This window comes from Ochrovirga pacifica (assembly GCF_000220525.1).
GTDB lineage: Bacteria > Bacteroidota > Bacteroidia > Flavobacteriales > Flavobacteriaceae > Ochrovirga > Ochrovirga pacifica.
Genome location: NZ_AFPK01000026.1, coordinates 1 through 18,578 on the forward strand (window position 1 = coordinate 1; position 18,578 = coordinate 18,578).

The 18,578-nt window shown below is 34.3% G+C and carries 11 protein-coding genes; 1 reads left to right on the top strand and 10 read right to left on the bottom strand.

Features of this window, described 5'->3' with window-relative positions:
* Positions 1 to 157: 157 nt before the first annotated feature.
* The 3 genes from FS85_RS0103550 to lon form a co-directional block, all read right to left on the bottom strand.
* On the bottom strand, positions 158 to 2,773 hold the full coding sequence (locus tag FS85_RS0103550) for a TonB-dependent receptor domain-containing protein (RefSeq protein ID WP_010134667.1): 2,616 nt from the start codon (positions 2,771 to 2,773) through the stop codon (positions 158 to 160).
* A gap of 83 nt (positions 2,774 to 2,856) precedes the next feature.
* Positions 2,857 to 3,669: an AraC family transcriptional regulator gene (locus FS85_RS0103555; RefSeq protein ID WP_010134668.1), complete on the bottom strand. Its 813-nt coding sequence runs from the start codon at positions 3,667 to 3,669 to the stop codon at positions 2,857 to 2,859.
* A gap of 228 nt (positions 3,670 to 3,897) precedes the next feature.
* The gene (gene lon, locus FS85_RS0103560; RefSeq protein WP_010134669.1) at positions 3,898 to 6,354 is read right to left on the bottom strand and encodes an endopeptidase La; all 2,457 of its coding nucleotides are present in this window, start codon (positions 6,352 to 6,354) and stop codon (positions 3,898 to 3,900) included.
* A 193-nt stretch (positions 6,355 to 6,547) separates the two neighbouring features.
* Between lon and FS85_RS0103565 the strand changes: the two genes are divergently transcribed.
* The gene (locus tag FS85_RS0103565) at positions 6,548 to 7,681 is read left to right on the top strand and encodes a cysteine desulfurase family protein (RefSeq protein ID WP_029489248.1); all 1,134 of its coding nucleotides are present in this window, start codon (positions 6,548 to 6,550) and stop codon (positions 7,679 to 7,681) included.
* A 12-nt stretch (positions 7,682 to 7,693) separates the two neighbouring features.
* Here FS85_RS0103565 and FS85_RS0103570 read toward each other — a convergent pair whose 3' ends face one another.
* From FS85_RS0103570 to FS85_RS0103600, 7 genes are all read right to left on the bottom strand, one after another.
* The gene (locus tag FS85_RS0103570; protein WP_029489249.1) at positions 7,694 to 8,449 is read right to left on the bottom strand and encodes a helix-turn-helix domain-containing protein; all 756 of its coding nucleotides are present in this window, start codon (positions 8,447 to 8,449) and stop codon (positions 7,694 to 7,696) included.
* Positions 8,450 to 8,526: 77 nt separating this feature from the next.
* Complete coding sequence (locus FS85_RS0103575) at positions 8,527 to 9,381, bottom strand: T9SS type A sorting domain-containing protein (protein WP_010134673.1); 855 nt, start codon at positions 9,379 to 9,381, stop codon at positions 8,527 to 8,529.
* Between the two features lie 16 nt (positions 9,382 to 9,397).
* Entirely contained in the window at positions 9,398 to 9,949 is a 552-nt protein-coding gene (locus FS85_RS0103580; protein WP_010134674.1) for a phage tail protein, read from the bottom strand.
* A gap of 2 nt (positions 9,950 to 9,951) precedes the next feature.
* Positions 9,952 to 10,335 carry a hypothetical protein gene (locus FS85_RS0103585; RefSeq protein ID WP_010134675.1) on the bottom strand — a complete coding sequence of 128 codons (384 nt, stop codon included), beginning with the start codon at positions 10,333 to 10,335 and terminating at the stop codon, positions 9,952 to 9,954.
* Positions 10,336 to 10,446: 111 nt separating this feature from the next.
* Positions 10,447 to 13,350 carry an FAD-binding and (Fe-S)-binding domain-containing protein gene (locus FS85_RS0103590; protein ID WP_029489251.1) on the bottom strand — a complete coding sequence of 968 codons (2,904 nt, stop codon included), beginning with the start codon at positions 13,348 to 13,350 and terminating at the stop codon, positions 10,447 to 10,449.
* Between the two features lie 181 nt (positions 13,351 to 13,531).
* Positions 13,532 to 15,094, bottom strand: coding sequence for a RagB/SusD family nutrient uptake outer membrane protein (locus tag FS85_RS0103595; protein WP_010134677.1), 1,563 nt, complete (start codon positions 15,092 to 15,094; stop codon positions 13,532 to 13,534).
* A 30-nt stretch (positions 15,095 to 15,124) separates the two neighbouring features.
* Positions 15,125 to 18,532: a TonB-dependent receptor gene (locus tag FS85_RS0103600; RefSeq protein WP_083823625.1), complete on the bottom strand. Its 3,408-nt coding sequence runs from the start codon at positions 18,530 to 18,532 to the stop codon at positions 15,125 to 15,127.
* Between the last annotated feature and the right edge of the window lie 46 nt (positions 18,533 to 18,578).

Here is an 18,578-nt window from a genome sequence, read left to right on the forward strand (position 1 = left end):
TCTAAACACCCAACAGCAAAATTATTGTTACTGATGGTAAAACTCCACTTCTTCTAAACGATTGATTTCATCAATTATTTACTTAAAAAAAAGCATCTGTTTTACTACAGATGCTTTTCTAAATTAAACTACGATAAACTAACTAAACTATATATTTTTAAAATTCGTTTTTCCCAAATTCACTTTCAATAAACTTAGATTTGTTTCTTAATTTGTTAAAGGTATACGTTAAGTTTAAGCTTACAATATCTACTTCGTATACATAGTTAGTGGTGGTATAAAACTCATCAGGCCTCCATGTAGTAATACGTTGTTCGTTAGATTTTAACAAGCCCATGTCTATGTTTTGCCATTGTAAAGTAGCAGTTAAACTATCATCCAAAAACGATTTTCTAAAGGTTAGATTTGGTGTGTAAAACCTTGAATCTTCTCCCATCGCTGTATTTCTATCCGATATGTAATTCAATGCTAACTGTACAGAAGCATTTTCCCAAAAATTGTAGGTAGAGTTAAAGTTTACAGAGTAAATGGTCGATTCACTATCAATTGTATACGATCTAGTGTTTCCATCTCTATGATCAAAATTAAATACACCATCAATTGCGTAATTGTACACGTTTGCACCAATAAAATTGGTCCAGTTTTTCGTAGGCTTTAACGTTGCCCCTACTTCTATACCAATAGCGTTGCTCTTTCCTACATTTGAAAACACACGGTTGATGATGCTATCATTAACCACATAATTCCCCGGATTGTTTGCATCTTCTTCATAAGCCAAAGCATTTACACGGTTGATGACATTTTTGGTATGTCTGTAATAAGCCGTTGCATAAATAGAATTTCCTCCTTTAAACTTTTTATTTACTCCCAATTCTACCAAATCGATAAACTCAGGTCTCAATTGGTTGTCCCCTTGCTCGTACACTTCTGAGTGCTCACGCTCTGCAAAACTGTTCATTTTAAAGGTGGTGGTACGCTGAACTCTTTTACTATAGGCAGCTTTTACGCTTGTTTTTTTGTTGATATTGTACTGCAAAGATGCCGAAGGAAACAATTTGAAATAATCGTAATTATACACGTTGTTTTCTGTATCTGAGGCTAATTTCTCTTTGTACTCTCTGTCCATATATTCTCCACGTACACCTGCTGCATAATCCCAGTTATTTTTGCTTCCAGACAATTGCGCATAAGCAGAGTGAATGATTCTTTTCAACTCAATATCACTAGAGAACTCTTTCACTTGGCTAAAATCACTTACAGGTCTTCTGTCTCCTGAATTATTTCTTAAGTAAGTAAAGTCTCCCTCGTGGTTTAAATGTCTAAACTGGTATCCTGTTTCAATTTTACCAATTGTCATGGGTTTCCATTCATAATCTAAGTTGTAACGGATTCCATTTAATGGATTGTCGTTGGTGTTGTATTCTTGCTGGTAAATGGTTTGGTAGTCAGTATCATTTACGTTGTCATTTTCGGTTGGCCCTCCTAAAAACGTGTACTCGTACAAGAAAGAAGTTGACAGTTTAGATTTGTTATCAAATGTATGTGCATAATCAAAACTACCCAAAGCAAAATCTCCTTTACGAGTTCTTAAGTTGTGGTTGTAGTAGGCAAACCTTGATGCAGGGTCTATAGTTGCTGCTCCTTTAGGATCGTTTACTGTGTAATTATCGTAGTAAATGTCTGCCAAACGATCTTTTTGTTTTTTCCCAGCATACACCCCAACAGAAAACTCATCTTTGTCATTTGGTGTATAATCTACTGTAAAACGACCGTTATAACTAACATCATCAAAACTACGCTCCCCATCCGAAGGTAAAAAACGTTGAGTATCGTCCGAAGTGTCGTTTGGTGTTCCTTGATTGTTGTAAATATTCAATCCTCCTTCTCTTCTACCCGATTTGTCGTTTCGTTGGTAACTTGCTCCTACAGAAAAATTCCATTTGTCTGTTCTAGTGTTATACGTTACATCAGCACCATAACGTTGTGGGTACTCTTTGGTATCATAGTCTTGTATTGGAGGAAAACCACCACGTACACTTACTTGAAAATAATCACCGTTAGTTGCTCCTTTCTTAGTGATGATGTTTAAAATACCTCCCGCTCCTTCTGGATCGTATTTTGCAGACGGTGCTGTAATTAGCTCTACTTTTTCTAATGCGTTGGCAGGCAATTGTGCCAAAATAGAAGCTGCATCTCCTTGGGTAGGTTTTCCGTTTAACAACACCGCAAAGCTATTACTTCCTCTTACGCTAATATCGCCTTCTACATTCATGGTAACAGAAGGCAAGTTTTTAATTACATCCACAGCACTTCCTCCTTGGCTCGCTTGGAACTTATTGGCTTCAAATACTTGTCTGTCAATTTTATTTACCATAGTGGCTGCTTCTGCTTTTAACACTACAGCATCCAGTTCATTTCCGTTAATTCCCAATGCAATTGTACCTAAATCTACAAAAGCATTGTTTTTAGCAACTACCACATTACTTATAGTTTGTGGTAAATATCCCATAAAAGAGGCTTCTACTTTATAAGTTCCTTCTTTAATTCCTTTTAATAAAAAATTTCCACTAGCTTCACTTATCGTTCCTGTAACTAGCTGTCCACTTTCAGTGTTGAATAAAGTAATGGTGGCATACTCTAATGCTTGATTGTTACTTTTATCAACTACTTTTCCTGCAATTTGTGCTTGTGCCCATCCTGTAAATAAAAAAAAGGCTGCAAGCAACCATACGGTTCGTATCAAACCTTCTTTTGTCTGTTTCAATCTATTCATTTTTTTGTTTGTTATTTTTTATGCTACAATATTACAAAGCATTCTTAGCTAAACCATGGTGTATTTGTAAAAGCTAAGGTATATTATTGTATGGCGTTTTTAAACTGTACAGGAGTTAGCCCTGTATGCCTTTTAAAGTATTTTACAAAGTGAGATACGTCTTTAAAATTTAAATCAAACGCAATTTCTCCAACAGATTTATTAGTATACACAAGCAATCTCTTGATTTCTTGCACCATATGATCAGCAATAATCTGTGAGGCCGTTTTACCAAGTTTTCTTTTGCAGATTTGATTTAAGTTTTGAGCACTAATATGTAGTTGATCTGCATAAAAAGCCACGTTGTTTTTTAAGCAATCGTTGAGTAAATTTACAAACTGAGTCATTTTATCCTTTTTGTCTACCGTAGTAATGTCTTGGGTATAAGAGAGTATTTTAGACAATAAAGCTTTTAACATTCCCTCTATCAGCTCTACAGAACTTTTAGGATTTTTATTTTCTTGGCTCAACATGTCAAACAACGAGCAAATGACAGCATCTTCTTCGTGAATTTCTATTTTTTGATTTTCTGATAAACGTAACAACTGAGTATTGATGTGTTTGTCTAAAGTGTGAGCTAAAAAATCTTCTTTAATAATCATTACATAGCCTTCAGGTTCGCTAGTAATCTCCCAATGATGTACTTCTTCTTTTTTGATGAGAAATACCACAGGCGGAGCAATTTTATAGCTATTTAAATCCATATGATGAAAACCTGTTCCTTGAGTAAAATAAACCAACTCTAGATATTTGCTATGCCTATGAGGTTTTGTGTAACGTTTGCTTTTGTCAAAAGGTTCTATTTTAATATTTTCTACAGCGGCTAACTTATTGTATGTAATAATTTCAGAAGTCAAAATAAAAGTGGGGATTAGTGTTTAAAACAAACGAATATCTTTGATTTGATGTAAGACGTTAATTATATGCAAAGGTTTAACATAAAATGGTATTTATTTTTTAATGTACACTCCTGTTTCTTTATAAAAAAACAATGGTTTGGTAAACCACCAAACCATTGCTGAAAAAAGAAAATAAAAATTTTTTGAAAAAATTTGTATTGCTATACAAACGTATTAGTCGTAAAATTATTTGATTTCTAACACATTTTTTTTCACTTTTTGTTTGGTCAAGGCTATTTCAATTACTTGTTTCATTTCTGTAACATAATGAAATTTTAGACCTTTTAAATAGGATTCTTTTATTTCTTCAATATCTTTTCTATTAGCTTCGCACAATACAATTTCTTTGATATTGGCTCTTTTTGCTGCTAAAATTTTTTCTTTAATTCCTCCTACAGGCAACACCTTTCCTCGCAAAGTAATTTCTCCTGTCATCGCTATTTTAGACTTTACTTTACGATTGGTAAACACAGACACTAAGGAAGTAAGCATGGTAACTCCTGCACTTGGACCATCTTTTGGAGTAGCTCCTTCTGGTACGTGAATGTGCACTTTGTTCTCATCCAACGTCTTTTGTTTAATTCCAAACTCTTCTGCATTAGCTTTTATGTATTCCAAAGCAATTGTAGCAGACTCTTTCATTACGTTTCCTAAATTTCCTGTAATACTAAGGCCTTTCCCTTTAGATAATATCGATTCAATAAACAAAATATCTCCTCCAACGCTAGTCCAAGCCAAACCAGTTACAACACCCGCAACATCATTGTTTTCGTATTTGTCTCTTTCCAATTTAGCAGCTCCCAAAATTTCTAGTACTTTTTCTTGACTTAAGCTACTTTCGTACTCTTGTTCTAAAGCGATGGACTTAGCTGCGTAACGCACCAATTTGGCAATTACCTTTTCTAAGCTACGGACTCCAGATTCTCTAGTATATCCTGTAACAACAAACTCTAAAACTTGTTTGTTAATTTTTAAATGACTGGATTTAAGTCCATGCTCTTTTAACTGTTTTGGTAACAAGTGACGTTTGGCAATTTCTATTTTTTCTTCAATGGTATATCCAGAAACATTAATCATTTCCATACGGTCTCTTAAAGCCCATGGAATATCTCCAATACTGTTTGCAGTGGCAATAAACATTACTTTAGACAAATCGTAACCTATTTCTAAAAAGTTATCGTAAAATGCTGCGTTTTGTTCAGGATCTAATACTTCCAACATTGCAGAAGAAGGATCTCCTTGAATTCCAGAAGCCATTTTATCTATCTCATCCAACACAAATACAGGATTGCTGGTTCCTGCTTTTTTTAAGTTCTGAATCAATCTACCTGGCATTGCACCAATATAAGTTTTACGATGACCTCTAATTTCAGACTCATCTCTTAATCCTCCCAAGGCAATTCGTACATATTTTCTACCCAAGGCTTCTGCAACCGATTTTCCCAGAGATGTTTTTCCCACACCTGGAGGTCCGTACAAACAGATAATCGGAGATTTCATATCACCTTTTAACTTTAGTACAGCCAAATGTTCTATAATTCGCTCTTTTACTTTTTCAAGCCCAAAGTGTTCGCGTTCTAAAATTTCCTCGGCAGCATTCAAATCAAATTTGTCTTTAGAATAAGTATCCCAAGGCAAATCTAACATCAATTCTAAGTAATTTCTTTGAATAGAATACTCGGGCATTTGTGGATTTAAACGTTTCATTCGGGCAACTTCTTTCTCAAAAGTTTCCCTTACCTCTTTGCTCCACTTTTTCTTTTTTCCTTTAGTGATGAGTTCTTGTACCTCGGCTTCCTGAGAATTTCCACCCAATTCTTCTTGAATGGTTTTTAGTTGCTGATGCAAGTAATACTCTCGCTGTTGCTGATCTAAATCTACGCGGGTTTTGTTCTGTATATCGTTACGCAATTCCAATCGTTGCAACTCTACATTCAACTTTTTTAGAGTAGCAATTGCTCGGTCTTTTAAATTGTTGATTTCTAAGAGTTCTTGTTTTTCATCAACTGACAAATCAATATTAGAAGAAATAAAATTAATTAGAAACGAATTGCTTTGTATGTTTTTAATTGCAAACGTTCCTTCGGTGGGTATGTTTGGATTTTCTTCTACTACATTTAAAGCCGTTTCTTTTACCGTTTCTATAATCTCTTTAAACTCGTTACTATCTTCTACAAACAAATCGTCTAGCATTTCTACAGCAGTTGCTTTTAAATAAGGCTCTTGCTGCACAACTTCTTTAATTTGCATGCGTTTTTTTCCTTGAATAATTACCGTTGTATTTCCATCGGGCATTTTTAGCACACGTAAAATTTGTGCCACCACTCCTGTGTGGTAAATATCATCAAAGGTTGGATTTTTACTTGCAGGATCTTTTTGTGCAACAATTCCCAAGGTCTTGTCTCCTTTATTTACCTCTTTGATTAACGCAATTGCTTTGTCTCTTGTTGCTGTTATAGGAATTACAACACCCGGAAACAAAACCGTGTTTCTTAAAGGCAAAATGGGCAGTATTTCAGGAACCACCTCTTTGTTCATTTCTGCTTCGTCTTCTGGAGTTAATAAAGGTATTAAATCCGAATCTTCATCAATGATGTTGTGCATAGACAAGGTGTTTATTTTTATGTTTTTGTATTTACTCATAGGGCATAATGTCATTTTGACACAAAAAAGTTAAAGAACCACTTGGTCGATTTGCAAAAGTACAAAAAAACAAGCATGTATCTGTGTCTACCATAGGTAATTCAATATTAATGCCAATTGTCAAGAACTGACAAAATGTAAAATCACCTTATATTGTACTTTGGCTTTTGGTTTGAAAGCGTATTTTTGCTTTATGAAACGAGTTTATCTAGACAATGCTGCAACCACTCCCCTATTGCCACAAGTAACAGAGGCTATGGTGCAAACGATGCAAACTATTTTTGGAAACCCTTCTTCTACACACGCCTTTGGAAGAAGCGCAAGAGCTGTTATAGAAAATGCTAGAAAAAGTATTGCTCTTTATATGGGTTGTGCTACTTCCGAATTGGTATTTACCTCCGGAGGCACCGAAGCAGATAATTTGATTCTAAAAAATGCCGTTTACCATTTAGGGGTGGATCACATTATTACCTCAGCCATTGAACACCACGCGGTACTACATACTGTTGATTTTTTAGCAACTAAGGGAGTTCACGTTTCTTATGTAAATATTTTGCCTAATGGTACCTTAGATTATCAACATTTAGAGCATTTGTTACAAAAACCATCTACAAAAACCCTTGTTTCTTTAATGCACGTAAACAATGAAATAGGAACTATTTTAGATTTAGAAAAAGTCATACAACTAAAAAAAGATTATCAAGCTTTGTTTCATAGTGATACTGTGCAATCTGTGGGGCATTTTAACATTAACCTAACTAAAATAGACATTGATTTTATTGCTGCCTCTGCACATAAATTTCATGGACCTAAAGGAATTGGTTTTGCTTTTTTTAGAAAAGGTACTGCCATACACCCCGAAATTTTAGGAGGGGAACAAGAACGAGGTACCAGAGCAGGTACTGAAAATATCGCTGCAATTGTAGGAATGGAAAAAGCATTGAGCTGTTGTGTAAAAAACTTAGATAGTGATGTTGCTTATTTAAAAGATCTTAAAAGCTACTTTGTTTCTCAAATCCAAAAAGAGCTTCCCAATATTCGGTTTAACGCCAACAGCAACAACCTAAATTCTAGTACACACACCATTGTTAATATTCAGTTTGCAAAGGACTTTCCTATGTTGCTCTTTCAGCTTGATTTAAAAGGAATTGCTGTTTCTGGAGGATCTGCTTGTCAGAGTGGAAGTCACAAAGGATCGCACGTATTGCAAAGCTTTTTAGAGGATGCTGCACAACAAAACACATCGGTTCGTTTTTCGTTTTCTAAGCTCACCAACAAAGAAGAAATTGATCATACCATCACTATCTTAAAAGAATTAAATTTATAAGCTAGCTAATTCTTATTTATTAGTTGCCTTTACCCTTTTTTTATTATTCCTGCTTCTTGTACTTACTATTAATCGTGCTTGATGTGCATAAGAATTTAAGCTAGTTTCATCAAAGGGCAATTCCATTACCTGTTTCCAATCTCTTAAAAAATGTCTGTAATGATAATACCCTATGTCTTTCCAGTGCAACTCGGGTTTATAAAAAGCCAATGCCTCTATAAACTTTTTGTTTCTTAAATATTGTTTGGGGGTAATTCCTATCTTTTTTTTGAACTCTTTTTCTATATACCTTGTAGAGCAATTTAAGTAACTGGCCAGTTCTTTAACCTTTACTTCTGTTTTTTGTGTATTGACAATATATTTTACTGCTCCTAAAAAAGAAGAATCTTTGTACTCAAAGTGATTTATAAATGTTTGTAAAGCCTCAAACTTTTTTTGTTGACAAGCGTGTTTTAAAATTTCTAAAACTTCTTTAGGATAATAATTAGCCAAATCTACCACTTGATTCTTGGGTGTAATATGCATACGATATACTCCATCAATAGGCAATCTTACTCCGTATATTTTACAAGGTTTTAGGACTTTATATTTTAATGCTCTAGATAAAATAGGTTGTACATATATACTTGTAGTTTTAATTTTTTCTCCTTCTAACTCTATTGTATCTTTTTCAAAAAAATACAAGTAGCAATTGTTAGACATTAATATTCTTTCTAACAATATCAACTCTTTAGAATCTTGCTCAAAACTGACACTTTTTATATTCATTGGCTTACAAACAACAAAAACCCCAACATTCATGTATTGGGATCTTTGTTTGACTAAATTACCTCTTTTTTATAATATTACCTTTTTACCAATTTATAGGTAAAAGCGGTCTTGCTACCCTCCACAAACTTTAGCACATACAAACCTGCTGGCAAATTGGAAATTGCTATTTCATGTTCATTCTTTCCTGACTTTACTATATTTCCAAGCACATCATACAATTGGTACTTAAAAGAAAGAACTTCTGTCTGAATTAAAATTTGTTCTAATTTTGCATTATAAATAACCTGAGCTTTATCCTTTTTTAATGTATCTGTGGTTAAAGAACTGGCATACTTCCAAACAAAAGTATCTAAAGCAAGGTAGTCTATGTCTCCCGAAGCAGTAAAAATCAATTCGTCTATTTCTTTAGTGGCATTGTTTACTCCCCCTTCTATTTCAAAGTCAATATACGTAAATCCGTTGTTAGGACTAAATGTTTCAGTATTCGAAAAGCCTGTGTTTTTTTGAATAGTATACACTGTTCCTCCATTTTTCTTTCCAGTAATGGTTATCCCTCCTGTTGAAAAATTATTCAATTTTCTGTCAGAACAAAACAAATACAAACTGGCAACAGTTATTTTGGTTCCATCATTTGTTTTAATACCAAAACTAGTCCCATCATTCCACCTAAAATCTATCTCATTAGAATTATCTATAAAAACATTATCGGCTGTAGTTCCTCCCCATCCGCAAGCAGTACACTCTGATGGTTTGTTATAAATATCAAAAGTTTCGTCTGTTATATTGCTTAAAATATCAAACTGAAGTCCATCACTAATAAAGATAGTACTAGCACTGGTTTCATCTTCAAAATTTTCGGTTATTTGCCCGTAGGCTGTATGTGCTGATATCCATAGCAGCCCAAGTATACAGTGTAATTTTCTTTTCATTTTATTTTTTTTTGATTTATTCTCTTGATGGATAAACACCTGCTATGGCGATACAATAATTTAAGCCCAGATAAGGATTTCTATTGTTAAAAGGAGTCCCATTACCTGTATTGTTTATCGCAATTGATTCTTGATGCAAAGAAGTATTAGGTGATGATTGGTTGTAATTTTCTATGGCATTAAAAGTTCTTCCTTGATGCGTTCCACTTGTTGCAATAGAGGCATTGGAAGTTGCCGCATTTTGAGATGCATTTTGGTTGCTTACTTTGAGGCTTGCCGTATGATGATGTGCTGGTAAATTTTCTTTTAGAAGTACCTGATGATCCTTCCCTCCTTTTTCTCCAAAATTAATTGTTTGCAAACCCGTACCTGAACCAAAACCAACAGGAGTTCTTCCTCTTAAATCTGGCAAAGCAAACGTAGTTCTTCCATCACCTCCGTACGTTGTTCCTAGTAAAGAAAACAAAGCCTGATTTAACGTAATTGACATTAATTGTCCTTTGCACTGTACCCAACCTCTGGGTGTAAACCCAAATCCGAACAATCTTATTTCTCCTAATAATATCATGCTTAGCTATCTTTAATAATTAATTCATTCAATTCAATCTCTATCAACGTTCCATTGTTACCTTTTACAGAACATCCTCCGTATTTATCAATTACGAGTTCTAAACTTCCCAGATTGTCAAATCGATAATAAACTTCAGAAGTGTGTACACGCAACAAAACTCCGTATTTTTCTATAGGATATTTTTCGTAATTAGAAATTTTTTCTTCTCCTAAATACGTAAAGTTTACCTGACCAATTCCTGGAATTGCAATATAACCATTGGTTAAATTTTGATATGTAAACTGATAGTGTTTGTTGATAATAGCTTGTTGTTGATGTCCATCCTTATCATAGTAAAACAGACATTCGTAATAGTAATTGTTGACTACTTTTAATTGAAACATACGCTCTATTTGGTGATTTTTTATAACATCTATCACCAAAGTTATTTCAAGTCAAATACTTTGTTTAAAAAAACACGAACAAACTTTTCTTTCAATAAAAAGATAAAACTCTTACACCAAAGCTTCCCTTAATACCGTTACAGGATGTAAGCTAGTTCTTTGGGTTCCATCTTTTATCTGATGCCTACAACTTGTTCCTGCTGCAACCAAAATAGTTTCCGAAGATGTATTTCTAATTTTAGGGAACAAAGTATCTTCTCCCATTTGCATACTAATAGAATAGTGTTCCTTTTCATAACCAAAAGACCCAGCCATTCCGCAACAACCCGAATTGATTAAGGTGACTTTGTAATTAGGTATTACATTTAGCATATCAAACGTAGACTTGCTAGTGCTTAAGGCTTTTTGATGACAATGAACGTGAATTTTTACTTCTCTTGACTTTTGAGTAAAAGCGGTTTCATCTATATTTCCTAGTGCTATTTCTTTGGCTAAAAATTCTTCTATTGTAAAAGTGTAAGTAGCTAGTTCTTTTGCTATTTTTGGGTCATTTGCAAGTTTTAAGTATTCATCTCTAAAAGACAAAATTGCCGATGGTTCTATTCCCACTAATGGATTTTCTCTTGAAGTTACGGAAGAAAAAATACTGATATTTTCTTCTGCTACTTGTTTTGCTTCTTTTAAAAAACCTTTAGACAAATAAGCTCTTCCGCTTTGTTCATGATTGATAAACACAGATTGATATCCCAACCGTGTCAATAACAACAAGGCATCTTTCCCTACAGATACATCGTAGTAATTGGTAAACTCGTCATTAAAAAAGTAAATGGTTTTTATAGGGTCTGTTACCTGTAATTCTTCTTCATTATTTTCAATCCAGTCCCATAAAGTTATCCTTTTTAGACTAGGTAATTTTCTTTCTTTGGCAATTCCCACAAAAGACTTAGACAATTTGGTATTGCTAATAAAATTGACACTCCTAGCTCCAAACGTTAAATATTGGTTGATTTTTACCAAATTAGCAAAAAGACGATCTCTTAACCGATATCCGTTTGCTTGCTGATATTGATACAAAAACTCTGTTTTTAATGCTGTTACATCTACATTGCTAGGACATTCGCTTGCACAAGCTTTGCATCCCACACAATAATCGAAAACCTGCTTTAAAGTTTCGCTATTAAATTTATTCTGATGCGTATTGTTTGTTAAAACCTCTCTAAGGGCATTGGCTCTGGCTCTTGTTGTGTCTTTCTCGTTTTTAGTTGCTCTGTAACTGGGGCACATTACTCCGCCAGCAGCAATTGACTTTCTGCAATCTCCAGATCCATTGCATTGTTCTGCCAAGCTTAGAATTCCGTTGTTTTCAGAAAAATTTAGCTTGGTTTTAACTATAGGCTCTATTCTATCGGTTTCGTACCTTAGAGATTCATCCATTTTAAAAGGATAGACTATTTTCCCATTATTAAATATGTAATCGGAATCAAAGACTTCTTTTAGCTGAACTAGAAGTGTGTAGTTTTTTTCGTCTATCATTGTCGGAATAAACTCTGCTCTTACAATTCCATCTCCATGTTCTCCGCTTAGAGACCCTTGGTATTTTTTTACCAACAAAGCTACACGTGTGGTAATGGTTCTAAATAGAGCAACGTCCTCTTTTATTTTTAAATTTAATATAGGTCGTAAATGAATTTCTCCTGCCCCTGCATGTGCATAGTACACTGCTTTTTGCCCATATTCTTTCATCATTTTTGTAAAATCTGCAATATAGTTGGCTAAGTCTGATAATGCAACCGCTGTATCCTCAACACAAGCCACAGCTTTTTTATCACCTACCATATTACCTAAAGCTCCCAAACCTGCTTTTCTTAGCTCGTGTACTCCTTCAATTTTTTTGCCTTTTATAATAGGATGTGCATAACCAAAATTGGCTGTTTTTAAATCGTCAATAAGTACTTGTGCCTTTTCTAATGCTTTTTCTAAACTATCGTCCGCTACTTCTAACATTAGAATTGCCGATGGATTGCCTTGTAAAAAACTTCTATTCTGTTCTTGAGATCGAATATTTTTTGTGCAATCTAAAATAATTTTATCCATCAATTCACAATTATACAGTTCGTGTTGCATAGCCACGTTTACTGCTTGTAAAGAGCTTTCTATAGACTTAAAATGTGACGCTACCATAACATGATGTTTGGGCGGAAGCACATCTAATTGTAACGTAATTTCCGTAATAAAAGCCAAGGTGCCTTCACTACCACAAAGCACTTTAGCCAGATTGATGTTTTTTTGTGTTCCACCAAATAGTTCAAACTTTAAAAACTCATCTATGGCATATCCTGTGTTTCGTCTGTGAATTTCGGGTTTGGGAAACTTTTGATGTATTTCTTGCTGAATCTCTTTTTGCTGATAGGTTTCTAATATATGTCTATAAATTTTACCTTCTAAGTTCTGTTGTTTGGCTTTTTGTAAAAATTTTGCAGCGTTTACCTCTTCAAAAACCACCTCACTAGCATCACTTAGCAAGGCTTTCATTTTTTGCACTTTATCTCTTGTTACTCCATATCGGATGGAAGTGGTTCCAGAACTATTGTTTCCGACCATCCCTCCTATCATACAACGATTGGCCGTAGAAGTATTAGGTCCAAAAAACAATCCCTCTTGTTTTACCATTCTATTTAAGTCGTCTCTAATAACACCTGGCTGGACTGTTACTGTTTTGTTACTAGGGTTGTATGATACTATTTTTGTAAAGTATTTAGACACATCTACCACCAATCCCTCTCCAACACATTGTCCTGCTAAGGAAGTTCCTGCAGTTCTAGCAATTAATGTTATTTGTTGTTCTTTGGCAAAAAGAATAATTTTTTTTAGATCTGAAATGGATTTAGGCAAGGCCACTCCCATTGGAATCTTTCTATAAACGGAAGCATCCGTAGCATATATTTTTTGATGTAAGTCATCTGTGTGTAATTCCCCTTCTAACTGAGTGGAAAGTGAGTTTAGTGCTGTCTCCATGAATATCAAAAATAAGAAACCTAAACTTTTATAGTTCCATTAAACAGATAAAATCCATCGTTTAGACCTTTTGTTTTGTGTAGTGATTTAATTTTACACCAAGCCCTATCATTTTTTATAAAAAAAGCCCCATCGCTAAAATGGATGAGGCTTTGTGAAAAAAGTAAAATTTATTTAAACCTTATTCTGCTGGTAACAACAAGTTTGGATTTAAAACGGTTTCTGTATCTGGTATTGGAGTAAACCAAAGACTATTGTCATATGGATCTCCAACCAATGGAATGTCTGCTGTATCTATTGGGTCTCGTAAGTCATTAACAGGTCCTACCAATTCATGTCTAACCAAATCAAACCATCTTACTCCTCCTATCTCTCCTAAAAACTCATAGGCTTTTTCAGTTAAAATTGCATCTACAATTGCATCTTTGTCTGGCAATGAAATCGCCGTGTAGTCAATAAGAGCATTTGGTAATTTCCAAAATTCAGTAGGTAACAATGCTACATCTGCTTGTTTTGTTGCCCCACCAGCGTAAGCTCTTCTTTTTACATAATTCAGTTTTTCCCTTGCTTCTGGCAAATCTCCTGTATTGGCACAAGCTTCTGCATAGATTAACAAAATTTCGGCATAACGAATGGCTATGTTATCATTTGAAGTTTGCCACCTATGTTCAAAAACATGATCTACTGGATCTGTTGAATTAGGAGCTTGTGTTCCCCAAGTAAATTTAGTTACTACAGGGTTTCCAAACTGATCAAAAAATGGATTTCCTGTGGTAGCTGTTGAATATTCTTTTCTATACCCTTCAGGAAAATTGTTAAAGTAGGTCCATTCCATATAAAAGTCCATCCAATTAGCCCATCTTAGACCATAGCTTCTATTATGAGTTGCAAAAGGCCAAGGATCTTTTTGACAATAGTGCGAAAAAATAACCTCTTTGTTAATTTGGTGTGGATCCTGAAAACTATGTGCAAAATCATCTGTAAGTGAGTACACTCCACCATCTATAATTTCTTTAGTTAATTGTTTCACTTGAGCCCACTTATCTGCTTCATTATAGGGCCAACCAGTTAGGTGTAAATAAACTTTCGCTAGATAAGCTTTGGCCGCTGTTTTAGAAGCATGCCCATCAGCTACCATTGGATCTGTATCTCTTGGGTTTGCAGCCCATTGCATTGCAAAAGTTAAATCATCTATAGCTTGTTGCATTACTTTTCTTTTCTGTGTCTTTTTAATCGTTAAATCTACAGCAGAAACTAAAGGCATAGGAACATCTCCAAAAGTACTAGCTAATTTGTAATAAATTACTCCTCTTACAAACCTAGCATTTGCAATATAATAGTTTAACACATCTTCCTCTAAATCCGTTATTTGCTCTGCATTTTCTAATACAGAATTACAATTAGCAATAGTTTGGTAGCTTGTGTTCCAATTGTTTGTTACCCACGAATTTCCTCCTGTTAATCCAAAACGATCAGCTTCAATTAAAGGAATTTTATTACTTCCTGTTCTAGATGTCAAATCATCAGCACCCATATAAGATGAAAGCATTTCTAGAGACCAGGTATTTCTATGCCATACTCCAAAAATCCCTACCAATCCAGACTCTAATGTCTTATCATCAGAGTAATAACTTTGAGGAATTTCAACTCCTGACAAATCTTCATCTAAATCCTCACAACTTGTTAATGTAATACTACAACTTGCTAAGGCAACGTATATATATTTTAATATTTTATTTTTCATTTGTGTCTCTTTTTAGTTATTTAATGAATCTTAGAATGACAATTTAGCTCCAAAAGATACTGTTCTTGTTAGTGGATAAGAAAAAGCATCAATCCCTGCCTGTGCATCACTATTGATAGCTGTACTAGATGCTTCTGGGTCTAAACCACTGTAATTTGTAAAGGTTACTACATTGTCTACACTTCCATAAAACCTTAAAGAGCTTATTTTTAACTTATCAGTAATTGTCTTCGGAAAATTATATCCTAATGTGATATTACTAATTTTAAAGAAAGATGCATCTTCAACATACTGACTTACCACATAATTCCCCGTATAATCATTCCCAACAGGATAACTTTGTTGTGATGAACCAGTGTTTGTAGGTGTCCATCTATTTCTATAATCTGCATGAGATAACATTTGATTCATAAAATTTCTTGACCAATTGTAAGTCTCATTTCCAATAGAACCTACGCACTGGACTGCTGCATCAAATCCTTTGTACGACATATTGGTTCCCAATCCAAAAACAACATCTGGCATTGTATTACCAATAATCTGTCTATCGCTTGCTGAATAATTTCCACTATTATCTACATCTTCGTACTTAACCTCTCCTGGTTTTGATCCATAGTTCGCTGCTTCTGCAGCCTCATCTTCTTGCCAAATTCCTATAGCTTTTAACCCATACAAACTTCCCATTTCTTCACCTTTTTTTACAATAAATTTAGAATTTCCTCCTACCAAACTCCATATACCTAATGGCTCTTCATTGGCTAAAAAGGTTTCATCTAAACCACCTAAATCTTTTACTATGTTCACATTTCTAGATACATTTACGTAAGCATCCCAATGTAAATCTTGACTATCCATTACATTAAAGTTTACCCCTAACTCAATACCATTGTTATGAATTTCAGCTAGGTTAGCTCCAAACGATGGACTTCCTGTATATCTTGGGATCGATTTTTCCAATACAATATCTGATGTTTGTTTTGAGTATAAGTCTAACGTTACACTCAAACGGTTGTTCAACATTCCTGATTCCACACCAAAATTGTACTGAGTTGTTCTTTCCCACTTAATAAATGGATCTGTTGGGCTTCCTAAGATTTTACCTGTTGTTGTATTTTGTCCGTCTAACAAAGAAGAACCAAATCCTGCTGCAACGTTGGGATCTGTTTCAAATTTTGTAAACCTATAATAATTATCTACAGAGCTGTTTGCTGTTGAACCAAAACCTACTCTTAACTTTAACCTACTTAACCACTCAGAATTTTTTACAAATTCTTCTTTTGTAGCATTCCATGCCAATGCTGCTGATGGAAAGTAATCCCATCTGTGATCTGGATGTAATACAGAGTGCCCATCTGCTCTTAACGAAGCTGTTAGCAAATACTTCCCTTTGTAACTGTAATTTAAACGTCCCATATAAGATCGTATTTTTCTTGCCCCTCCTAGCCCTGTAGAAACTATTCTTGAAGGCTCTGCACTTCCTAAAAAATACCATTCGTTAGAAAGTGTAGGCAAGTTGCTAACGTTTGCTAATGTATTTTGTCCTGTTGTTTTTTGATATTCATAAACAACTGTTGCTTTAATTTTATGATCTCCAAGCTCATTTTCATAATTCAGCATACTTGTGGTCATGTATCTTTTTCCTCTTCTGTATACGTGTTGAGCAGTTACATCATCTCTATCTACATTTACATTATCAATTAAAGTTCTTTGTCCTGTAAACCCGGTGGTAAACCTACCTGAATTGTTAAAATCAAAAGAAAATCCATTTCTTAAGTTGAAATGCAAATCTAAATTAGATAATAAACTCTCATTTTCAGTCTCTTGATTTTGCTTAATTGCTTGTTCAGGATGTACATCACGCCCTACCAAAAATGCTCCATTATAACTGTTGTAATTATTAGGGTTCATTATATTTCCTTGATCATCTCTTGCAGGCCAAAACTGAGGAAAAATTACAGCACGTCCTAAAGCATTATTTCTACCTCCTGTCCCTACTCCATTTGCCTGACTATCAGTCATTGTTCCATAGGTATTGAATTTAAAATCTATGTTTTTCCCAATTTTTCCTGCAATATTAGATCTCAAAGATTTTCTTTTATAAAAAGAGTTCTTAATTACTCCCTCATCATCTAAGCTATTAGCAGAAAAATAATATCTTAGATTCTCACCTCCACCATTTAGGGTTAATGTATGATTTTTTCTTATTCCATCTCTTGTTACTAAATCTTGCCAGTCAGTTCCCCCGTTTTGTTTAAAATAATCTACCTCTTCTGGAGTAAAAGCTGCTGGATTTCCTAAAGCATCTCTTTGTTCATTAATCAATTCAGCCATTTCTCCTGCTGAAAGTAATTGGTATTTATTGACCATATTACTAATGCTGTAATTGGTATCAAAAGTTACTTTAAAAGGTCCACCTTCTGGTTTTACTGTAGAAATCAACACAACTCCGTTTGCTCCTAAAGAACCATAAACTGCTGTTGCTGAAGCATCTTTTAAAATATCAATCTTAGCTATATCTGCAGGGTTTATTGTAGAAATATCTGCACCAATAAAACCATCTATTACATACAAAGGCTCATTAGACCCATTAATAGAACCTGCTCCACGTATTCTCATCTTCATTCTTTGTCCTGGTGCACCCGTATTTTGCTTAATTGCTACCCCAGCCACTCTTCCTTGCATTCCTGTTTCCATTTTTACAATAGGAGCTTTTAATAATTTTTCTGATGTAATAGAAGAGATAGCTCCAGTAACATCACTCCTCTTTTGTGTACCATATCCCACCAACACAATTTCATCTAAATCTGCGGTAGAAGCTTTCATAGTTACATTAATAGTGTTGCTATCTTTTACCAAAACTTCTTGAGTTACATAACCCATAAAAGAAAAAATCAGTACTGCTGGCTTTTCATTTACAAGAATAGAATAGTTCCCATCAAAATCAGAATTTACTCCTAAAGAAGTTCCTTTTACCATTACGGTTACTCCAATCATTGGAGTTCCTCCTTCATCCGTAATGGTTCCAGTAATTTTTTGACTTTGTTCATTAGCAAACCCAGACAGGGCATACATTTTTTGCGCATTGCTTGTCAACACAATCTGCTTGTCTAACACATCGTATGTAATTTGTGTGTCTTTAAAAATTCTGTCCAAAACTTTATGCACACGTGTTTCTTTAAAATCAACAGAAACTTTTTTGGCATAATCTACTTCATTGTCGTTGTACAGAAATTTGAATTCCGTTTTAGATTCTATTTCATGCAGCACATTTTCAATACTAGTATTTTCTAACTTTAGAGTAATTTTAGTGTTTTGCGAATACGTATTGGCATGGATTTGAAACAGAGAAAAAATGAATAAATAAATAGTTAGTTTCATCTTTAAATCCAACTTTAGGGTGTAGCGAGTACTCCTCACTACATTAATGAGATTTTTCATACTTTTGTTTTTTCGTTTAGTGTTTAATTAATTGTTAGTTAGCACT